Raw genomic sequence first — 20361 nt, 5'->3', positions numbered from 1 at the left:
GCCTAAAACCATCAAGGCAACATACAGACAGTATTGCCCTGAACGACTAGCTGATTTTGCCGAGTTTCAATTCAAATTTCACGCATGATCAGCACAAGATAGCGAAAACCCTTGCCATCAGATCGGTTTTGGCGGGACTTTCCTCCCGTCGTTTGATGCGGGGTTATCTTAACCCGATGTCAGGATCCGTCGTGATAGCGTCCCGTCCCATAATGGGAAAATACGGGGCATAAAGCATATGCGGACTGAAACGGGACAAGTCTACAAGCTCACGGATTACAAGCCGACCGACTTCGTGGTCGAGCGGATCGATCTGACTTTCGAGCTTGATCCAAAGGAGACAACCGTTGTCTCCCGGGTGATCCTGCATCGCCGCGAAGGCGTTGCAGCGGATGCACCTCTGGTCTTTGACGGCGACGAGCTCACTCTCGACAGTCTGCAGATTGACGGCAATGATATCGACGCGTCGCTGTACGAGGCGACACCTGACAGCCTGACCATTCGCGGCCTGCCCGAGAGCGGTCCGTTCGAGGTGACTGTCAACACGACGATTTCACCCGATACCAATACAAAGCTGATGGGGCTTTACCGCACCAATGGCGTCTATTGCACCCAGTGCGAGGCGGAAGGTTTCCGCCGCATCACCTATTTCTACGACAGGCCCGATGTCCTGGCGGTCTATACCGTCACCATCATCGCCGGCAAGGATGACGCCAAGTACCTTCTGTCCAACGGCAACTTTCTCGGCGGCGGCAACTATGACGAAGGCCGGCATTTTTCCGCCTGGTTCGACCCGCATCCCAAGCCCTCCTATCTGTTTGCACTCGTGGGCGGTGACCTCGGTCTGATCGAGGACAGCTTCACCACCATGAGCGGCCGCGAAGTGGCACTCAAGATCTATGTCGAGCATGGCAAGGAAGGCCGCGCCGGCTACGCCATGGACGCGCTCAAGCGCTCGATGAAGTGGGACGAGGAAGTCTTCGGCCGCGAATATGATCTCGACATTTTCCAGATCGTCGCCGTGTCGGATTTCAACATGGGCGCCATGGAGAACAAGGGGCTCAATGTCTTCAACGACAAATATGTGCTGGCCGATCCGGAAACCGCAACGGACGCGGATTACGCCAACATCGAAGCCATCATTGCGCACGAGTATTTTCACAACTGGACCGGCAACCGCATCACCTGCCGCGACTGGTTCCAGCTGTGCCTGAAGGAAGGGCTGACGGTTTACCGCGACCATGCGTTCTCCGCTGACCAGCGCTCCGCCGCGGTCAAGCGCATTGCCGAGATCCGGTTGCTGAAAGCGCACCAGTTTCCCGAGGACGCCGGCCCGCTGGCGCATCCCGTCCGCCCGGAGACCTACAAGGAAATCAACAACTTCTACACCGCAACGGTGTATGAAAAAGGGTCCGAAGTGGTGCGCATGATCCGCACCATCCTTGGTGCTGACGATTTCCGCAAGGGCATGGATCTCTACTTCGAACGGCACGATGGCGACGCCGCGACAATCGAGGATTTCCTTGCCTGCTTTGCCGAAGCCAGCGGCCGCGATCTCAAGCAGTTCGCGCTGTGGTACAGTCAGGCCGGAACTCCTTCGGTATCCGTTTCGACAGCCTGGAACGAAGCCGCGAAAACCTTCAAGGTCACGCTCGAGCAATCGCTGGCGCCGACGCCTGGCCAGTCGCGCAAGGCACTGATGCACATTCCGCTGGCCTACGGGCTGATCCTGCCCGACGGAAGCGAGTTCGACGGGCGGCCGGACACCGACGACGCCGAAAACGGCGTGTTCCATCTGACCAGGCGAAAGCAGACCTTTACCTTTGCCAATGTGCCCGGCCGGCCGGTGCTGTCGATCAACCGCAGCTTCTCCGCCCCGGTCAACATCGCCATGGAACAGAGCGCCGCCGACCTGGCTCATATCGCCCGCCACGACAGCGACGGGGTTTCGCGCTGGCAGGCGCTGAACGAGCAGGCCATGCGGCACCTGGTGGCGGTGTCGAAACTGGCACGCGACGGACGCAACCTGCCTTCGGCCAAGGAGCTCGCAGACATTCTCGTCGCCACCGCCAGCGACGAAAGCCTCGAACCCGCCTTCCGCGCCCAGGCGCTGATGCTGCCGGCGGAAAGCGACATTGCCCGCGAGATCGGCTCCAACATCGATCCCGAAGCCATCCACACCGCGCGCGAAGCGGTTCTGTCGGAAGTTGCCGGCAGCGGCATCGAGGTCTTCACACGGCTCGCCGACAGCGCCCCCGAAGGCCCCTACAGCCCCGATGCGGCCGATGCCGGCATGCGGGCTCTCGCGGGTGTTGCCCTGGGCTATGCCTCGATCGCCGAAGCGCACCCTGACCGCGCCAAGGCTGCCTACGACAAGAGCGACAACATGACCGTCATGTCGCAGGCGCTGCAGGTTCTGGCGCACCAGTTCCCCGGCTCGGACGAAGCCGCCGACGCGCTGGCCGGGTTCAAGAGCCGGTTTGCCGGCGATCCTCTGGTGCTCGACAAGTGGTATTCGATCCAGGCCATGACACCGGGAGCACAAACCTGCGCGCGGGTCGAGGAATTGCTCAACAGCGACGACTTCGACCGCAGCAACCCGAATCGCATGCGTTCGTTGATCGGCTCGTTCTCGGCCGGCAACCCGACCGGGTTCAATGCCGCCGACGGTGCCGGTTACCGGCTCCTGGCGCGCGAAGTGGTCGACATCGACAAGCGCAACCCGCAACTGGCCGCACGCCTGCTGACTGCCATGCGTTCATGGCGCTCGCTCGAAACAGGACGGCAGGAACTGGCCCGCCTGGCCCTGGTTTCGATCCGGGAAGCCGGAGAGCTCTCGCCTGATGTCGGCGATATCGTCGACCGGATGCTGGCCAACTGACACTCACGGAATTTGCCTGAACCAGAAGCTCATGCCTCGTCGCTGCCTCCAGGCGACGCAGCATGAGCTTTTGAGCATTTAAGGACGTGGTTTTTCACAAAGCGGTCACGCGCCTCGTCGACACGCGCCAGACGCGCCGACTCGAATCCGCCAAAACACAAGCAAATTCAAAATCTTAAAGATTGGTTACTTTTAACACTGGACAAGGCGAATCACCTTTGATTCATTAGGGTAGATTCGGAAATGCGGTAGTCCGGATCCTAACGGGGATTTACTATTATTATGACGGATGCGCAGCACCTACCTGCGGCCGAAGGGTCGAATCATGCTCGCAAGACTGATGCGAAGCGTGCTGTTGGCGGGGGGATGTCCGGTCACGCAAAACTGTTTGCACAGCCTGCCTATGAACGCCTGATCCAGGCCGAGCCCTTTCTCAAGCGCTTGATTCCGGTGCTGATCGTGTGCTTCCTGGTGGTGGTCGCAGCGGCGCGATACATGAATATCAGCGACAATCGCGACCGTCTGATGGTAGGGGCGGAGCATGTGACCGCGATGTCGCTGGCGGCGGCGCACGCAACGCTTTCGGCGGAACTGGCGCCGGTCAGGCAATCGTTGCGATGGGAAACCGAGGCGCGGCTCAACCGCGTCATCAACGCGACGCCTGACAGCGCCGGGCGCTTCGTGCTGGTGTTCGACGCAAATGGGCGCGCGTTTGCCGCGACCGCGGGCGGATATGACCTGGTCGGCAGGCCGGTCTCTACACTGTTGAGAGACCCCTCGCCGCTGCGGTTGTTCGGCGAGCGCGCCGGCGTTCAGGCGATCGAACTGAACGGCGAACCGGTCCTGGCGGCGATGTCGCAATTGCCGGACAGCACCGGGGCTATCCTGTCGGTCACGCCCATCGCCGACATGAATGCCGCCTGGCGCCAGTCGGTATCGGTCAATGTCACCCTGTTCATCGCCACCTCCTCCATCCTGCTGGTCATCCTCTATGCCTATTTCAGCCAGGCCGGGCGGGCGCAGGAAGCCGACGACATCTATCTCGAGAGCCATCGGCGGGTCGACATGGCACTGTCGCGCGGACGCTGTGGTTTGTGGGACTGGGACATGGCGCGGGGCCGGGTCTACTGGTCGCGCTCGATGTATGAAATCCTCGGGCTGAAACCGCGCGACAGCGTGATCTCGTTTGGCGAAGCCTCGCACCTGATCCATCCCGACGACGGTGATCTTTACGAGATCGCCCAGAAAGTGGCGAGCGGCGACATCAAGCAGGTGGACCACCTGTTCCGCATGCGCCATGCCGACGGACACTATCTGTGGATGCGTGCACGGGCGCAGGTTGTCGACCCGACCTCGGCCCAGACCCATCTCATCGGCATTGCCATGGATGTCACCGAGCAGCATCGCCTGCAGCAACGCACCGTGGAAGCGGACCAGCGCCTGTTCGACGCCATCGAGAGTACATCGGAAGCCTTTGTGCTGTGGGACCGCGACGACCGGCTGGTGTTGTGGAACAAGCATTACCAGGAAATTCACGGCCTGCCGGCCGACAGCCTTGCGCCGGGAACGCCGCGCGCGGTGGTCGAGGCTGCAGCGACCCGCCCGGTGGTGGAACGGCGCCTGGCCGTCCCCTGCTCCAAGGGACTGGCGCAAACCTATGAAGTCCAGCTCGGCGACGGACGCTGGCTGCAGATCAACGAGCGGCAGACGCGCGACGGCGGTCAGGTCTCCGTGGGAACCGACATCACCCCGCTCAAGCGCAACCAGGAGCGGCTGCGCGACAGTGAAAAACGGCTGATGGCTACCATCGGCGACCTCACCACATCGCAGGCCGAGCTCAAGCGCAAGGCGGCCGAACTTTCCGAACTCAACAAGGATTACCAGATCGAGACCGAGCGCGCGGAAGCCGCAAGCAAGGCCAAGTCCGAGTTCCTGGCCAATATGAGCCACGAGTTGAGAACCCCGCTCAATGCCATCATCGGTTTTTCCGAAGTGCTGCAGGCGCGCATGTTCGGGCCGCTCGGGTCGGAAAAATACGCGGAATATGCAGACGACATCCACAATTCCGGCATCCATCTGCTGACGGTGATCAACGACATTCTCGACATGGCCAAGATCGAGGCCGGGCAGATGCAGATCGAACGCGAGGATGTGGACCTTGCGCCGTTGCTCGAGGAAACGCTGCGGTTGCTGGCGGTCCAGGCGGAGAAGAAGGGCATCGAGGTGCAGCAGAAGATCTCCAAGAACCTGTCGCTGAACGCCGACCGCCGCGCCATGAAACAGATCCTGCTCAACCTGCTGTCGAACGCGGTCAAGTTTACCGAACCGGGCGGCCGTATTCTGGTGCGCGCCCGCAGAACCTCAAACGCCGTGACGCTGACCATCGAGGACACCGGCATCGGCATCCCCAAGGCATTGCTCGGCCGCATCGGCCAGCCATTCGAGCAGGTGCAGAACCAGTTCTCCAAGTCCACCGGCGGCTCCGGCCTCGGTCTCGCGATCTCGCGCAGCCTGGCGGAACTGCATGGCGGCGCGATGAAGGTGCGGTCGACCGAGGGCGTGGGCACCATCGTCAGCGTCCGGGTGCCGGTTGAGTGTCCGCATGTCGAGGAGAGCTTCGCGGCCGCATGACACCGCGGATCTTCTGCAAGGCGTGGCTGCAGGAAAGGCTAGCCCAGCAGGCCTTCGGAGATGACGTCCCGCAAGTCAAACTTGTCGATCATGTCGACAATGCCGTGGGACCTGCACAGCTCGACAGTGACGTTTTCCCGCGCAGCCGAGATCACGTATATTTCGCTGTCGGGGCTGGCTGAGACAATGTCGCCGACGGTTTGGGTGAAATCCGTGTAGGGAGGAAGCCGGTTGTCGAGAAAGATCACGTCAACGGACTGCTGCGCCAGATGCGCCAAACCTTCGTCGAGGCTCTGCGCCGATGCGAAGTCTGCGTCAGCGCCGAATCTCTTCTTCAGATAGAATGACAGTATCTTGTGCTGGTTGGGATCGTCATCGATCAATAAAAGGCTCAGCATCACCCCCCCCGGATCGGCATGACAGCGCCTGGAGCAGAAGCAGTTCCAGACTTCCCCTAACCGGATACCACAAACCAGATTGTGCGGCCTATTGTCAGAATATGCACGATATATAGTAGTTGTTTTTTACTTTACTTATCTTGAATAAGCAGCGAATTTTGATTCGCGGATCAATGTCCCTCGCCGTGGACCAGGCATTCGGGGCAGGAAACAGGGGTAGCCGTCCATGCAGTTGAAGACTTCATGACTGATGTCAGAAGCCAGTTCGAACAGGTGATGGACCACTTGTGTTTTCTAGCCTTCCTGATCGACCTGAATGAAGCTGGAGAATTCGTCTTTCGCGGTGTGAATTCGTACTATACATCCGTGACCACGCTGACCAACGAGCAGCTCAAGGGGCAGCGGATACACGACGTTCTGCCTGTGCGCACGGCCGATACGTTGAGCGCCAATTACGCCAAGTGCGTCGATACGCGCGCATTGCACAAATACGAGGAACTGCTCAATCTGGAGACCGGGGAAACCTGGTGGCTGACCACGCTGTCACCGGTGTTTGGCGACGATGGAGCCGTGGTGGGAATCATCGGCATTACCGAAGACATCACGGCCTACAAGGAGCGGCAATTCAATTCGCTCGACTCGGTGATGGAAACCAAACGCCTGAGCGAGGAAATCAGCCTGTTCACGGCCCTGGCGGCCCATGACCTGCGCGGCCCCTTGCGGCAAATCAATCTGGTCACAGAACTGGTGGAAGACGGGTTCGAGGATTTCGGTGACGGCAAGCCCGAACTGCTGACAATGATCAAGGATGTGGCGGCGCGGGCGCTGGAGAAACTGGATGAGGTGCTGCGTCACGCCCGCTCCTTCATCGGCGAATCCGACACCAAGACCGTGGTGGATTTCGGCCATCTCTGTGCGGACCTGGTGGCAATCCTCGACCCCATGTCCCGTATCAAGGTGAGCTACCCGGAAGCGCATATCCTGGTTGAGGCCGTCGCGTTGCAGGTTGAACTGCGCAATATCCTCGACAATGCGATCAAACATGCCCGCTCAAGAATCCTGATCGAGCTGAAACAGTCCGATGCGGCCGAGAACATGCTGGAAGTGCGGGTTTCGGATGACGGGCCGGGTTTCGCCGATCCGGATTCCGCCCTCAACCTGGCCAAACCCGCGACCGCGGATCCGGACAAGGGCTTTGGCCTCGAAACGGTCGCGAGACTGGCTACGTCCCGGGGTGGAAAGGTATGGATCGGGGAGCCGGAACTTGGCAAAGGCGCCACCATTTGCTGGACCATCGACGCGACCATCGCTCAAGCCGATGCATGTCCGGGCGCAGCGAAATAATGCCTGCAGCAGCTGCCCTGCCCCGCAGTCCGGACCGGGTCAGTGACGCACCGGTTACTCGGGCTGAACGAGTTTGATGATCTCCGCCCCCAACTGGTAATAGCCATCGAGAGTTTCGGGTTTGACCCGGTACCAGTCCACGCCCATTTGCTCAGCCTTGAGCCGGTCGGTCATCGACGTGGACCCCGACAACATCAGCACCCGCATTTCCTGCAGCCGGTCATCCGAGCGGACCGCAGAGAGAACCTCGAACCCATCCAGAACCGGCATGCTCACGTCCAGGATGGCCAGGACAGGTTCCTCGCTGGAGATAACACTGACTGCCTTGCCGCTGTCATTGACCTCGATGAGATCGATGTTCGCACCGGCAGTGCGCAAGCCGCGACGCAACATGGAGATGTCAAATTCGCTGTCGTCGACGACAACCACTTTCTTGTTCATACCGTCTCCAATCGGCAAACCTGCCCGCGCCCGGCGCAGGACAAATTACCGATCACTCATGCCAGGGTTTCTCAAAAGCTTAGAAACACGCCATTCTGGTTCATATTATGACTTGTTCCCACATCTTCTCATGCCTACGCCACAACACTTTCACGCATGTACAAATCACGGAAACCAACGGTTAATCCGCTTCTCGACACCGCGCCAATCAAGATGATTTGCTGCGCATATCACGGTTTTCACTGCGCCAGGAACTGACATATTGTTTCAGTCCTGTATTGTATAGTCATCGGATCCGTGATGAACGGCATGGAACCGACCATGACACAGTTTATCCGCGCCACGTCCCTGATCAGGTGTGGATTGCTTTCAGCCGTTGCTTTATAATCGGCACCGTTTCCATGCAATTCCGGGCTTATCGCCGCTGGTCCGGCCGCCCGCCACCAAATCGCTTTTCGATCCGCTGGTCACGAATACGATCTTTCATCGGCGGTCGTGGATCAGGCCGTGGATGAATTCGAGCTTTGCGAAAATGGTGTCGGAAAGCACGAAGGGATAGAAATCGCCCAGACCGATAGAGCGGTTCATGGCGTTCATTGCCACCGTCAATGGCACCCAGGCGTCCATCAGCGGCTTGAACTCGGCTGCGCCATAAGGTCCGGCATCGGACCAGCCGCCCGGTGTCCGGTGCAGGCCGGCATCGGGTGTGTGACCGTCAAGCCCGTACCATCCGGCTGTCTCAAGTCCATCGACAATATGGAAGTAATGCGCCCAGGTCTCGGCGAAATCCTCCCAGGAATGGGCGCAGGCATAGGAGCTGACATGGGTTGCTTCCCATCCGGCCGGTGCGCCCTTCTCATAATGCCGCTTGAGCGCCTCGCCGTAGTCCTCGCGCTCGTCGCCGAAGATGGCGCGATAGGGCTCGAGTTTCGGCGTGTTCCAGACCAGATGGTCCCAGTAGTAATGGCCAATCTCGTGGCGGAAATGACCGATCAGGGTGCGGTATGGCTCCCCCATCGCCTTGCGGTATTTCTCGCGGATGGGATCGTCGGCCTCGGCGACATTGATGGTGATCAGGCCGTGATCATGGCCGGTGAGCACGCGCTTTGTCTTGCCGTCGCGCGAGGGCACATCGGCCTTGAATTCAAAGCGCAACGCCGTGTCCGGCTCGTTGACAAGATCACCGACACCAAGCCGGAATTTCTCGATCGAATAGAACAGCCGTCGCTTGGCTTCCTCTAGCGCGGCCCAGTGATCGCGGTTTTCACCCGACGAGAGATCCGGGATGACCAGGGTGTGACGGCAGCTCAGGCAATGCTCTTCCGCCTCTTCCTCCGCCACCAGCCAGTTGCACGATATCACCGGCCGGTTGGCGCAGGCATTGTAGGCGGTGGCGCCGTCGTGCCATTGGCTGTCGTCCGCACCGGTGGAAAACATCTGGTCGCGCGCGGGCACATACCCAAGCCGCGAATGGCAGTTGACGCATTCGGTGTTGCGGAAATGCACTTCGTTGGCGCAATTGGGGCAGGCATAGCGGCGCATCGGGCAAATCCCTCGGGCTGGGTTGGTGTCGGCGATCATATCAGGTTGGGCGGACTTTGGCTCACCAAGTCAAACATGCCCGGTTTGCCTGAACGTGCGGCATGGAAAACGGTTCCCGCGGCGCCACACTCTTGATCGCTTCATCAGCCGTGACAAGGCACTTCGCGGGATGGAGTGGCCATCGTCAGACAAAAAAACCGGCGCCTGCAACACACTGCAGACGCCGGTTTTAGTTTCAGTCCGGTAATTTATGACCGGCTTCAGGCGGCGCGGCGGCCTTGCTGGCCGTGTCCGCCGATCTGCGGCAGGCGGAAGTTGCGCAGCATCGAAGTCAGCTGCGCGCTTTCCTGCGTCAGCGTCATGCTCGCCGCACTGGTCTCTTCCACCATGGCCGCGTTCTGCTGGGTCATCTGATCCATCTGGTTGACGGCGGTGTTGACCTCGGCAAGCGCATTGGCCTGTTCGCGGGCGGCAGTGGCAATCGAGTTGACCTGCTCGTTGACCTGGGTGACGAACTTCTCGATTTCAGAGAGGGCCTCACCGGTCGACTGGACAAGCGACACGCCGTTCTGGACCTCGTTGGCGGAGCTGGAAATCAACTGCTTGATTTCCTGGGCTGCCGTTGCCGAGCGCTGGGCGAGTTCTCGCACTTCCTGGGCAACAACTGCAAAGCCGCGGCCCGCCTCACCCGCACGGGCAGCTTCGACGCCGGCGTTGAGGGCAAGCAGGTTGGTCTGGAAGGCGATCTCGTCGATCACGCCGATGATCTTGCCGATGCGGTCCGATTCGTCCTTGATCCGGGTCATCGCCGAGATTGCCTCGGTGACAATCTTGCCGGACTTGTCGGTGCTCTGACGGGTTTCGCCGACCATGCGGTTGGCTTCTGCCGCACGCTCGGAGGAGCCGCGCACCGTCGAGGTGATTTCGTCGAGCGCTGCTGCGGTTTCCTCGAGCGAAGCCGCCTGCTGTTCGGTCCGCTGCGACAGGTTGTTGGCCGCTTCGGAAATGCCGTCGGCACTGGAGTTGACCACATCGGTCGACTGCGCAATTGCGGTGATGACATCGCCGAGTGCGGAAACAGCCCGGTTGAAGTCGTCCCTGAGCTTTGCATATTCCGGCGCGATGTTGTCGATCTGGACCGTCAGGTCGCCGCTGGCCAGCTTCTCGAGAGCACCGCCGAGCTTGGCCATCACATCGGCCTGCGACTGGCTGATGCTTTCCTGGCGGCGGACACCGTCTTCGCGCTCGGCATCAAGCTGCTGCTGCTGCTCGGCTTCGCGGACCCGCATCTGGGCACGCTCACGCACGGAATCTCGCAGAACCAGAACAGAAGAGGCCATTTCGCCGATTTCATCCTTGCGGTCGGTTCCAGGCACCTCACCGCTGGCATCATCGCGGGCGATTGCCTGCATGGTCGCGTTGAGGCTGCAGATCGGATTGACCACGCTGCGGACCGTTGCATAGGCCATCAGCAGGATCGCCAGCGCACCAAGACCGAGAGTGACAGCCGTTGTTGTTGCATTTTGACGGAACAGAACCGCGAGGTCATCGGCATAGACGCCGGTGCCGACAACCCAGCCCCAGGGCTTGAAACCCTGCACGTGGGAATACTTGAGGGCTGGTTCCTCTTCACCAGGCTTGTTCCAGTAGTAATCGACGAATCCTTCGCCATTGGCCTTCACGACATTGATGAATTCCTGGAAGAATTTCTTGCCGTTGGCATCTTCAAGGTCGGACAGATCGTTTTTTTCAAGCGTGGCGCTGAAGGGATGCATCAACATGAAGTTTTCCATGTCGTTGATCCAGAAGTAGCCATTGCCTTCATAGCGCATGGGCCGGACAGCGGCCATTGCCTGGGTCTGGGCCTCTTCAGTCGTCAACTCGCCGGATGTTTCCATGTCCTTGAAGTGCTGGAGCATGGTCACGATGGTCTCGTTCATAGCCTTGAGCTTGGCCTTGCGCTCGACGACCATGGAATTCTGGGAATCATAGAGCTGGTAGACGGCAGCGGCGGTGAACACCGCCAGGGCCAGGCCAACGAGGAAATACAGCCTCGTAGAAATATTGAAGTTCTTCATCATTGCTGCATTCCGACCTTTTGAGAAAAACACTGAGTCTGTTCAGCAATAGGTCATGACGGCGTTAACAATGGCTGAAAACGGGATTCTCAAAAATCACAAATAAAGCGACAAAATCTCATATTTAATCATCCGGCAGCAATATTTCGGGCTCCGACTTCCAAAAACCGACCAACATTGGGCTTCAAACCCGGAAATCATGTTCCAAAGTGAAACGATCAAGGAGCGGTGGCCTTAGCCCGTCACCTGCCTGAAGATCGCCCGGATACGCTTGGTGGTGGCCTTGAAGTCGGCCTCCAGGCTTGCCAGGTCCGGCGCCTGTCCGGCGCGTATGACGAGGTCTATCAAGCCGGCGGGAGCTTCCCTCGGAGCGAAATCGCCCTCCGTACACAGCCGCACGATCTGGGCGTGACCGCTCCACAGCGCCAGCGCGGTCCGCAGGCTTTCGGTCACTTCCTCACCCAATGCATCGGGGCCGAGCGTCTTCAGCGTCGCATCCGTGCTGGTGCATTCATTGTGGTCGATGGCCTGGGCTTTCTGGTCAGGGTCAGCCCCGACCAGCAGCCCGGCGGCCCCGTCGTCTTCCGGCGCCGGCAACCAGCCGTCGGCGCGGGCACTGAGCAAGAGATACTGGGCGATAAACTCGATGTCGATCAGCCCGCCGGGGATCAGCTTGACGTCCCAGATATCGCGCGGCGGCTTTTCCTGTTCGATCAGCCCGCGCATTTCGGTCAGGTCCTGCAGCAGCTTTGTCCGATCGCGCGGCCTTGCCAGCACGTCATCGATCAGCGCCCGGGCTTCGCTGCACAAGCTCGCCTCGCCGGCCACGGCGCGGGCCCGGGTAAGCGCCATGTGCTCCCAGGTCCAGGCTTCTTCCGCCTGGTACTTGGAGAACGCCCGCACCGAAGTCGCCACCGGGCCCTTGTTTCCGGACGGGCGCAGCCTGAGATCCACCTCGTAGAGGATCCCTTCCGCGGTGGGCGCCGACAGCGCGGTGACCAGCCGCTGGGTCATGCGGGTATAATAGCGCACCGGATCCAGCGGCTTGGGGCCGTCGGATTCATCCGCGTCGGGATCATGGTCATAGAGCAGGATGATGTCGATGTCGGAACCGGCGGTCAGCTCGTAGCTTCCGAGCTTGCCCATGCCGAGCACGGCGACACGGCCTCCGGGCACCTTGCCATGCGCCTCTTCCATGCCTTCCTGCACCGCTTCCAGCGCGGCGCCGATGATCAAATCGGCGAGATGCGAAAAGCTGCGCGCGGCGCGCTCGGGCGAAATCGCACCGGTAAGCAGGCGCACGCCGATGAGGAATTTCTGTTCCAGGGCGACAATCCGCAACCGGTCAAGGATCTCCTCATAGGCGCTGGCGCCTTCAAGGAAACTCTCCAACCGTTCGGCGAGATAAGCCCGTGTCGGCAATTCCGCCATCAGGCCCGGATCGAGCATGCCGTCAAAAACGTGCGGCTTGTGCGAGATGATGTCGGCCAGACGCGGCGCGGAGGCCATGATCGTCACCATCAGCGACATCAGGCCGGGGTTGTTGCCGATCAGCGAAAACAGCTGGATGCCGGCGGGCAGTCCGGACAGGAATGCATCGAAGCGGATCAGCGCCTCGTCGGCGCGCTTGGTAGCGCCAAACACCTTGAGAAGTTCCGGCGTCAGTTCGGTCAGGCGTTCCCGCGCCTCGACCGACTGGGTGGCGCGGTAGCGGCCATAATGCCAGGTGCGGATGATGCGGGCGATGTCGGACGGCCGCTCGAACCCGAGATCGGCGAGCGTCTTGAGCGTGCCGGGATCATCGTCGTCGCCGGTGAAGACGAGGTTGCCGATACCGCCGGAAAGCCCCTGCTCCTTCTCGAACAGCTCTGCATAACATTCTTCCACCCTGGCAAGCACCGAAACATAGGTCTTGCCGAAACTGGCGGTGTCGGCTTCTCCCATCATCAGTGCGATGCGGGCGAGTTCGGCCTCGCTTTCGGGCAGAGTGTGGCTCTGCTCGTCGCGCAGCATCTGGATGCGGTGTTCGACATCCCTGAGATACCAGTAGCTTTCCACCAGCAGCCGGGCGGTGGCGGTGTCGATCCAGCGGGCGCGGGCCAGCGCCACCAGCATCTCGTCGGTGCGGCGCAGCCTGAGTTTCGGCATCCGCCCGCCGGCAATCAGTTGCTGGGTCTGAACGAAGAACTCGATCTCCCGGATGCCGCCGCGCCCGAGCTTGACGTTGTGGCCCTTGACCGCAATGTCACCAAAGCCACGATGGGCGTGGATCTGCCGCTTGATCGAATGAATGTCCGCTATGGCGGCAAAATCGAGATACTTGCGGAAGACGAACGGCACCAGTTCCTTGAGGAAACGCTCGCCGGCGCCGATGTCTCCGGCCACCGGTCGGGCCTTGATGTAGGCCGCACGTTCCCAGTTCTGGCCGCGGCTTTCATAATAGTTCATCGCCGCTTCAACCGGGAAAGCCAGCGGCGTCGAGCCGGGATCGGGCCTCAGCCGCAAGTCGGTGCGGAAAACATAGCCGTCGCCGGTGCGCTCCTGCATGATCCGCACCAGCCGCCGCACCATGCGGGCAAAAATCTCGCCTGCCTCGTCGCGGTCACGCACCACGCCTGCATCGGGATCAAAGAACACCACGATATCGATATCGGAAGAGTAGTTGAGCTCGCGGGCGCCATGCTTGCCCATGCCAAGCACGATCAGGCCGGATTTCTCACACGGATTTTCCGGGTCCGGCAGTGCAAGCTTGCCCGCCTCATGGCCGCCGCGCAGCAGATGGTCGAATGCCGCTGACAGGGCAACGTCGGCAAGGTCGCTCAGTGCCGCCGTGGTATGCCTCGCATCGATCAGCCGTGCCAGATCATGCAGGGCCAGCGTCAGCGAAACGCGCCGCTTGGCGCGGCGCAAATCCCGCATCAGTTCCGCCTCGGAGGCAAGCGCGCCCTCTTCATTTTTCCAGCAGGCGCGTGCTTCCTCGATGGTTTTCGCAACCAGGTACGGTGCAGGAACGGATACCGCAAGCGCCAGGGATTGAGGGTCCATCAACGCGATCTCGCGCAGATAGGGCGAGAGGGCAAGCGCTGCGAGCAGAAAATCGCGCGGTGCGCCGTCGGTAGACAGAATGGCGGCAATCTCGGGGTGATCGGCAGCAAGCGGCTTGAGATCGGCCGCAACAGATTTGGCGGCGTTCTGCGACGGCGCGCGAATGGGGCTCTTGGTGAGACCGGCAAGCGATCCCGTTTCTGGCGTGTCTGTCATGTCTCCCCCGGAAGCGCCATGATCGCGGCGAGACCCGGATTTTCCGTGGCTTCAGGCTGCGCGTCATCGAGTAGCAATTGCCCACCATGCAGCGCCGCAACGGCACGGACAAGGCTCAATCCAAGTCCGGTGCCAGGTTTTGAACGGCTTTCATCCAGACGCACGAAGCGCTTGACCACATCCTCGCGCCGGTTGGCGGGAACACCGGGGCCGTTGTCGCTGACCGCCAGCCGCACCTCGTTGCCAGACCGGCTGAGCGTGACCACGATCTCGGGCTCGGGCACATCGCCCACATACTTGATGGCGTTGTCGATCAGGTTGGACAGCGATTGCGCCAGAAGTTCGCGATTGCCGCGGATGGTCAGGCCGGGTGTTATCTGCGCGGTGAGCTTTACCCCCTCCTCCTCGGCCAGCGGCTCATAGAGTTCGGTCGCGTCCTGAGCCAGTCCGGAAAGATCGACATCGCTCATCTGCGCCGTCGATGATCCGGCCTCGACGCGGCTGATCATCAAAAGCGCATTGAAGGTGCGGATCAGCTGGTCGCTGTCGGCAATCATCTGCTCGAGCGCCTCCTGCCGGGCGGCCGGGCTGCCGTCATCCACCAGCGCTGCTTCGGCCCGGTTTCGAAGCCTGGTCAGCGGTGTCTTGAGATCGTGCGCGATGTTGTCTGACACCTGCCGCAGCCCTTCGTTGAGCCGTTCGATGCGGCCCAGCATGGTGTTCAGCGACTGGCTCAACCGGTCGAACTCGTCGCCCGAGCCATTGACCGGCAAGCGTTGCGACAGGTCGCCGGCAAGGATCTTCTTGCTCGCTTCCGACATGTGGTCGATGCGCTTGAGCGCTCGCCGCCCGACGAAGAACCAGATCGCCAATGCGCCTGCGAACATGATCGCCAGCGCCATCACCAGCGCCTGCCGCACCAGGCCGCGCACCTGCTCGCGCTCGCCCAGGTCCCGGCCGACCATCAGCCGCATGCCGTTGGGCAGGAACACCACCTGCGCCAGGGCCCGGTGATTTTCGTTGGCGGTTTCGCCGATGCGTTCGTAGCGGAAGGGAAGCGCACTCCAGCCTTCGGCATCCAGAACACCGGGCTGCAACGATGCGATGTTGCCGGCGATCAGTTCACCCGTCGGCGTGGCAATCGCGTACAGATTGGCGCCGGGCTGGCGCGAGCGGCGCTCGATGATGCGGACAAGGCCGGCCACGCCGCCGCCGCGATAGGCGGCGGCGACGATGCGCAATTCGTTGGCAATGGCATCTTGGGTCCGGTCGCGCTGCATGCCTTCGGAGATCGCGGTGACATAGAACACAAGCGCCACGGCGCAGAGCGCGAACAGTCCGAGATAGAGAGCCGACAGGCGGACAGCCGTCGTCGAGAGCATGGCGCGAAGCCGGGACATGGGCAATCAGCCTCCGGCTTTCATCATGTAGCCGGCACCGCGCACGGTGCGCAGCAACGGCTCGCCGAAATCCTTTTCGATCTTCGACCTCAACCGCGAGATGTGGACATCGATAACATTGGTCTGCGGGTCGAAATGATAGTCCCAGACATGCTCGAGCAGCATGGTGCGGGTGACCACCTGGCCGGCATTCTTCATCAGATATTCGAGCAGGCGGTATTCGCGCGGCTGCAACGGGATCGGCTGACCGGCACGGCGAACCTCATGGCTCAAGCGATCAAGTTCAAGATCGCCGACACGGTATGTGGTTTCCTGCTCGCGGCCGCCCTTGCGACGTCCGAGGATCTCGACCCGGGCGAGCAACTCGGAGAAGGCGTAGGGCTTGGTCAGATAATCGTCACCGCCGGCGCGCAGGCCGGTGACCCGGTCATCGACCTGCCCAAGGGCAGAGAGAATGAGCGCAGGCGTGTCATCGCCCTTGCTGCGCAACTCGCTGATGATCGACAATCCGTCGCGCTTGGGCAGCATCCGATCCACCACCAGCACGTCATAGCTGTTCTCCGACGCCAGGAAGTAGCCTGAATCGCCATCGCTGGCGTGATCAACGGTGATCCCCGCCTCGCGGAAGGCCTTGGACAGGTAGGCGGCGGTTTCGAGGTCGTCTTCGATGATCAGAATCTTCATTGCATAATCCTACCGGTTCACCCCCATCCCGCAAGCCTTTGGCAGCGGACGCCGGCTGGCGGGTACACAACACAAAAACGCGGCGGCTCATAGGGGCAAGCCGCCGCGTTGTTTCCCCCGGTCCTTCTTGCAAAGAACCGGGAGTGACAAGCTCAGGTATGAACTCAGCCCTGATCGATCGGCAGGGCGACGAAGCGCGAACGGTTCTCGTTCTCGACCTGAAACAGGGCTGCCTTTCGCCCATCCTTTGCAGCGGCATCGATAATGCCGACCACGTCGGAAGCCTTGGACACATCCTGGTTGTTGACCGCGATGATGACATCGCCGGCGCGCAGGCCGCGTTCTTCAGCAGCACTGTCAGGCGCAACCGAGGTGATCACCAGGCCGGTACCGGTTTCAGCGGGAACCACGGTCAGGCCAAAGCTGTCGAGAGTTGCCTCGGCCTGGGGCGCGGACGGGCCGTTGTCCTGATCGGGGGAAAGTGCAGCCACTTCCGTCGGCAGGACACCCAGTTCGACCTTCACGTTCTCGCTCTTGCCGTTGCGCCAGACCGTGATGTCGACGTCCTTGCCCGGATCCATGGCGGCGATCTTCTTGGCAAGATCACGGGGATCCTTGACCTTGTCGCCATCGACGGCAGTCACCACGTCACCGGCCTCGATGCCGGCCTTGGCGGCGGGCGCATCGTCCTGGGGCGCAGTCACCAGCGCACCTTCGGCTTCGGCGAGACCGAGAGATTCGGCGATGTCGGCGGTTACCGGCTGGATCTGCACGCCGAGCCAGCCACGTTCGACCGAACCGTCCTTGATCAGATCTTCGACCACGGCACGGGCCGTGGAGGCGGGAATCGCAAACGCGATGCCGACATTGCCGCCGGAAGGCGAGAAGATGGCGGTGTTGATGCCGATCACTTCACCATTGAGGTTGAAGGTCGGGCCACCGGAGTTGCCGCGGTTGACGGCGGCATCCACCTGGATGAAATCGTCGTAGGGGCCGGCGCCGATATCACGGCCACGCGCCGAAACGATGCCTGCGGTAACGGTGCCGCCAAGACCGAAGGGGTTGCCCACGGCCACGACCCAGTCACCAACGCGGATCTTGGAATCGTCGGCGAAGTCGACATAGGTGAACTTGCGGTCTTCCTCGACCTTGAGCACGGCCAGGTCGGTGCGGCTGTCGCGGCCGATCAGCTTGGCGTCGAGCTCCGTGCCGTCATCCATGATGACGGTGAAGGCGGAGCCATCTTCAACAACATGGTTGTTGGTGACCAGCAGTCCATCTTCGGAGATGAAGAAGCCCGAGCCCTGGCTCACCGGACGCACCCGGCCAGGGCGGGGTTTGCCATCGGATCCGCGGCGGTCACGCTCTGCACGGCGGTCGTCCTTGCCGCGCGGCTGATCACCGAAACCACGGCTGAACTGGTCGAAGAAGCGCTTCATCGGATGGTCGTCAGGCAGGTCCTCGAAACCCTTGCCATTGAAATCGAAGCTGAAGCCACCGTCATTGGAGACCGGCTTGACTTCCGCCTGCACCCGGACCGATACGACGGCAGGCGAGACGGCCTGGACGACATCGGCGAAGCTTGGCGCCTGCGGGGCCTCAACGCGGACAGCGTCAGCGAAGGCACCCGAGATCGGCGCGGGAACGCCCGTGGCAAGAAGCGCAGCTGCGATACCGGCAATGGCGGTTGTGCTCAGGAACCCCTTGGAAAATCTGCGTGGCGTTTTCGACATGTCTCAACCTCTTGTTTGTTGGCAAAGCCGTTCATCCGGCTCTTGAGGAAAAGAGATAGGCCGATTGCGGTTACGGCAAGCTTTCCGGATCATTAAACCTTTGTAATGTTCGCCGCCTTGTGTTCGCCACATTCCAGCCCCGGCGCTCCGGAATTACCGGACACGGTGACCGATCGATCCCGGGAGCAGGTGTGCAAGAGCCGGTCAGCGGACTTTCGTTACCACCTTGGCGCCATGCTCGAGCGTGCGGTGGACCGGGCATTTTCCGGCGATCTCGGCGATCTTGTCGGCAAGCGCGTCGGGCGTGCCGCCATCGATCGAGATGATCCTTTCGAACCGGTCGATCTTGCCGCCATTGGCCCGTTCCTCATCGGTGCATTCCAGGCAATCCGCCGCATGTACCTTGTTGTGGCTGACCTTCACCGTCACAAGGCCAAGATCGAGTTTCTTGAGCCGCACATACATGCGCAGGGTCATGGCGGTGCAGGCGCCAAGTGCCGCCGACATCAGATCGTAAGGCGACGGACCGGTGTCAGAACCACCGACATCGGCAGGCTCATCGGCAAGAAACCGGTGCGGCCCGGCCTGAACCGAGACCTGAAAACGCCCCTGCCCGGTTTCGCCGACGACCACATCCTCGACCGCCTCGTCTTCCGTGCGCGGCGCTTCGGCTGGCAGGTAGCGCGACACCCATGAGGCAATGACATCGGCGACATAATTCGCATCGGCCTGCTTGGTCAGCAAATGGTCCGCACCATCCAGCGAAACGAAACTCTTGGGATGACGCGCCGCGGTGAAAATCGCTGCGGCGTTGTCGATGCCGACCACCGCATCACGCGGCGCATGCAGGATCAGCAGCGCCTTCTTCATGTGGCTGATCCGTTCGGACAGATTGCTGGCATTGAGGTCGTCGATGAATTGCCGCTTGATCGTGAATGTACGGCCACCCAGATCGACCTCTGCCTCGCCGCTGGTGTGGATCTCGTCAACATGGTCCTTGAAATTGTGGATCACATGGCTTGCCTCGGAGGGCGCCCCGATGGTGGCGACGGCCTTGACCGACTTGAGTTCGCCCGCGATCGCCAGCACCGCTGCGCCTCCCAGGGAATGCCCGACGAGGATTTCCGGCGCATCGTAGTGCACGGCCAGCCATTCGGCGGCGGAGCGCAAGTCTTCGAGATTGGAAGAGAAATTGGTCGAGGCGAATTCACCGTCGCTCGACCCCAGGCCGGTAAAGTCAAACCGCATGACGGCGATGCCTGCCCGGGCCAATTCGCCCGAGATCCTCTTGGCCGCAAGCGTGTCCTTGGAGCAGGTGAAGCAATGGGCAAACAATGCCCAGGCCCGGATCTCGCCGGCCGGAAAATCAAGCCTTGCGGCCAGCTTGGCGCCGGAGTGGCCTTCGAATTCCGCCTTGATCGTTTGCGCCGTCATGTTGTGCCCCTTTATCCAGATATCGGCTCGTCATACTGGGGCGGTCTTATCAAACTTCGCGATCACGGTCTTTCAACACTTTCGCGAGCTCGGCTTGTTCGGCTTCGCTAAGTGAGTTGCCACCGCCAGAAGTGACCGTCTTGTCGCGGCCCCGGCTGTTGACCAGCATGACGCCCGCGCCGATCAGAAAGATCCCTATCGGCGCCCCCCACAGAAGCAGCGTTTGCACCGAGAAGCGCGGCTTGAGCAGCACGAACTCACCGTAACGCGACACAACATAATCGATCACGTCCTGATCGCTGTCGCCCGCCACCAGGCGTTCACGCACCAGGAGCCGCAAATCCCGGGCGAGTTCGGCGTTGGAATCGTCGATCGATTGGTTCTGGCAGACCAGGCACCGAAATTCGAGCGACAGGGCGCGCGCCCGCGCCTCGAGCGCCGGATCGTCCAGCACCTCGTCAGGATTGACGGCAAGCGCCGGACCGATCAGGGCCAGCGTCAGAAGGAATGCAGCCAGAACCTGACGCAGCACGA

At 61.1% G+C, this 20361-nt stretch carries 13 protein-coding genes; 3 read left to right on the top strand and 10 right to left on the bottom strand.

What is annotated here, in order from left to right:
• The first annotated feature begins 238 nt into the window (after positions 1-238).
• Complete coding sequence (gene pepN / locus WNY80_RS12865; protein WP_342887780.1) at positions 239-2881, top strand: aminopeptidase N; 2643 nt, start codon at positions 239-241, stop codon at positions 2879-2881.
• Between the two features lie 366 nt (positions 2882-3247).
• On the top strand, positions 3248-5512 hold the full coding sequence (locus tag WNY80_RS12860; RefSeq protein WP_342887779.1) for an ATP-binding protein: 2265 nt from the start codon (positions 3248-3250) through the stop codon (positions 5510-5512).
• A 38-nt stretch (positions 5513-5550) separates the two neighbouring features.
• Here WNY80_RS12860 and WNY80_RS12855 read toward each other — a convergent pair whose 3' ends face one another.
• Complete coding sequence (locus WNY80_RS12855) at positions 5551-5910, bottom strand: response regulator (protein ID WP_342887778.1); 360 nt, start codon at positions 5908-5910, stop codon at positions 5551-5553.
• Between the two features lie 243 nt (positions 5911-6153).
• On the opposite strand from WNY80_RS12855, the gene WNY80_RS12850 reads away from it, so the two are divergent.
• The gene (locus WNY80_RS12850; protein ID WP_342887777.1) at positions 6154-7254 is read left to right on the top strand and encodes a PAS domain-containing sensor histidine kinase; all 1101 of its coding nucleotides are present in this window, start codon (positions 6154-6156) and stop codon (positions 7252-7254) included.
• A 54-nt stretch (positions 7255-7308) separates the two neighbouring features.
• Here the strand turns inward: WNY80_RS12850 and WNY80_RS12845 are convergent, their stop codons facing one another.
• The 9 genes from WNY80_RS12845 to WNY80_RS12805 form a co-directional block, all read right to left on the bottom strand.
• Positions 7309-7695 carry a response regulator gene (locus WNY80_RS12845; protein ID WP_342887776.1) on the bottom strand — a complete coding sequence of 129 codons (387 nt, stop codon included), beginning with the start codon at positions 7693-7695 and terminating at the stop codon, positions 7309-7311.
• 483 nt (positions 7696-8178) lie between these two features.
• Positions 8179-9237 carry a putative zinc-binding metallopeptidase gene (locus WNY80_RS12840; protein ID WP_342887775.1) on the bottom strand — a complete coding sequence of 353 codons (1059 nt, stop codon included), beginning with the start codon at positions 9235-9237 and terminating at the stop codon, positions 8179-8181.
• A 260-nt stretch (positions 9238-9497) separates the two neighbouring features.
• On the bottom strand, positions 9498-11315 hold the full coding sequence (locus tag WNY80_RS12835) for a methyl-accepting chemotaxis protein (RefSeq protein ID WP_342887996.1): 1818 nt from the start codon (positions 11313-11315) through the stop codon (positions 9498-9500).
• 234 nt (positions 11316-11549) lie between these two features.
• Positions 11550-14576, bottom strand: coding sequence for a bifunctional [glutamine synthetase] adenylyltransferase/[glutamine synthetase]-adenylyl-L-tyrosine phosphorylase (locus tag WNY80_RS12830; protein WP_342887774.1), 3027 nt, complete (start codon positions 14574-14576; stop codon positions 11550-11552).
• Positions 14573-15976, bottom strand: coding sequence for a HAMP domain-containing sensor histidine kinase (locus WNY80_RS12825; RefSeq protein WP_342887773.1), 1404 nt, complete (start codon positions 15974-15976; stop codon positions 14573-14575). Before WNY80_RS12825 ends, WNY80_RS12830 begins: the two co-directional genes overlap by 4 nt.
• A 6-nt stretch (positions 15977-15982) precedes the next feature.
• Entirely contained in the window at positions 15983-16660 is a 678-nt protein-coding gene (locus WNY80_RS12820) for a response regulator transcription factor (protein WP_342887772.1), read from the bottom strand.
• Between the two features lie 164 nt (positions 16661-16824).
• Positions 16825-18393 (bottom strand): Do family serine endopeptidase, encoded by a 1569-nt coding sequence (locus tag WNY80_RS12815; RefSeq protein ID WP_342887771.1) that lies wholly within the window; start codon positions 18391-18393, stop codon positions 16825-16827.
• Positions 18394-18597: 204 nt separating this feature from the next.
• Positions 18598-19827, bottom strand: coding sequence for a bifunctional alpha/beta hydrolase/OsmC family protein (locus WNY80_RS12810; protein WP_342887770.1), 1230 nt, complete (start codon positions 19825-19827; stop codon positions 18598-18600).
• A 49-nt stretch (positions 19828-19876) separates the two neighbouring features.
• Positions 19877-20359 (bottom strand): cytochrome c-type biogenesis protein, encoded by a 483-nt coding sequence (locus WNY80_RS12805; RefSeq protein ID WP_342887995.1) that lies wholly within the window; start codon positions 20357-20359, stop codon positions 19877-19879.
• Positions 20360-20361 lie beyond the last annotated feature (2 nt).

The organism is Hoeflea sp. AS16 (assembly GCF_038900095.1).
Lineage (GTDB): Bacteria > Pseudomonadota > Alphaproteobacteria > Rhizobiales > Rhizobiaceae > Hoeflea.
Note: the sequence above shows the minus strand (reverse complement) of the source record. Positions and strands in the feature narration are given on the sequence as shown.

Coding starts and splice junctions, on each gene's coding strand:
- WNY80_RS12845 (WP_342887776.1), bottom strand. CDS start 7,695: ATGAACAAGAAAGTGGTTGTCGTCGACGACAGCGAATTTGACATCTCC.
- WNY80_RS12855 (WP_342887778.1), bottom strand. CDS start 5,910: ATGCTGAGCCTTTTATTGATCGATGACGATCCCAACCAGCACAAGATA.
- WNY80_RS12820 (WP_342887772.1), bottom strand. CDS start 16,660: ATGAAGATTCTGATCATCGAAGACGACCTCGAAACCGCCGCCTACCTG.
- WNY80_RS12810 (WP_342887770.1), bottom strand. CDS start 19,827: ATGACGGCGCAAACGATCAAGGCGGAATTCGAAGGCCACTCCGGCGCC.
- WNY80_RS12830 (WP_342887774.1), bottom strand. CDS start 14,576: ATGACAGACACGCCAGAAACGGGATCGCTTGCCGGTCTCACCAAGAGC.
- WNY80_RS12835 (WP_342887996.1), bottom strand. CDS start 11,315: ATGAAGAACTTCAATATTTCTACGAGGCTGTATTTCCTCGTTGGCCTG.
- WNY80_RS12825 (WP_342887773.1), bottom strand. CDS start 15,976: ATGTCCCGGCTTCGCGCCATGCTCTCGACGACGGCTGTCCGCCTGTCG.
- WNY80_RS12850 (WP_342887777.1), top strand. CDS start 6,154: ATGACTGATGTCAGAAGCCAGTTCGAACAGGTGATGGACCACTTGTGT.
- WNY80_RS12860 (WP_342887779.1), top strand. CDS start 3,248: ATGTCCGGTCACGCAAAACTGTTTGCACAGCCTGCCTATGAACGCCTG.
- pepN (WP_342887780.1), top strand. CDS start 239: ATGCGGACTGAAACGGGACAAGTCTACAAGCTCACGGATTACAAGCCG.
- WNY80_RS12840 (WP_342887775.1), bottom strand. CDS start 9,237: ATGCGCCGCTATGCCTGCCCCAATTGCGCCAACGAAGTGCATTTCCGC.
- WNY80_RS12815 (WP_342887771.1), bottom strand. CDS start 18,393: ATGTCGAAAACGCCACGCAGATTTTCCAAGGGGTTCCTGAGCACAACC.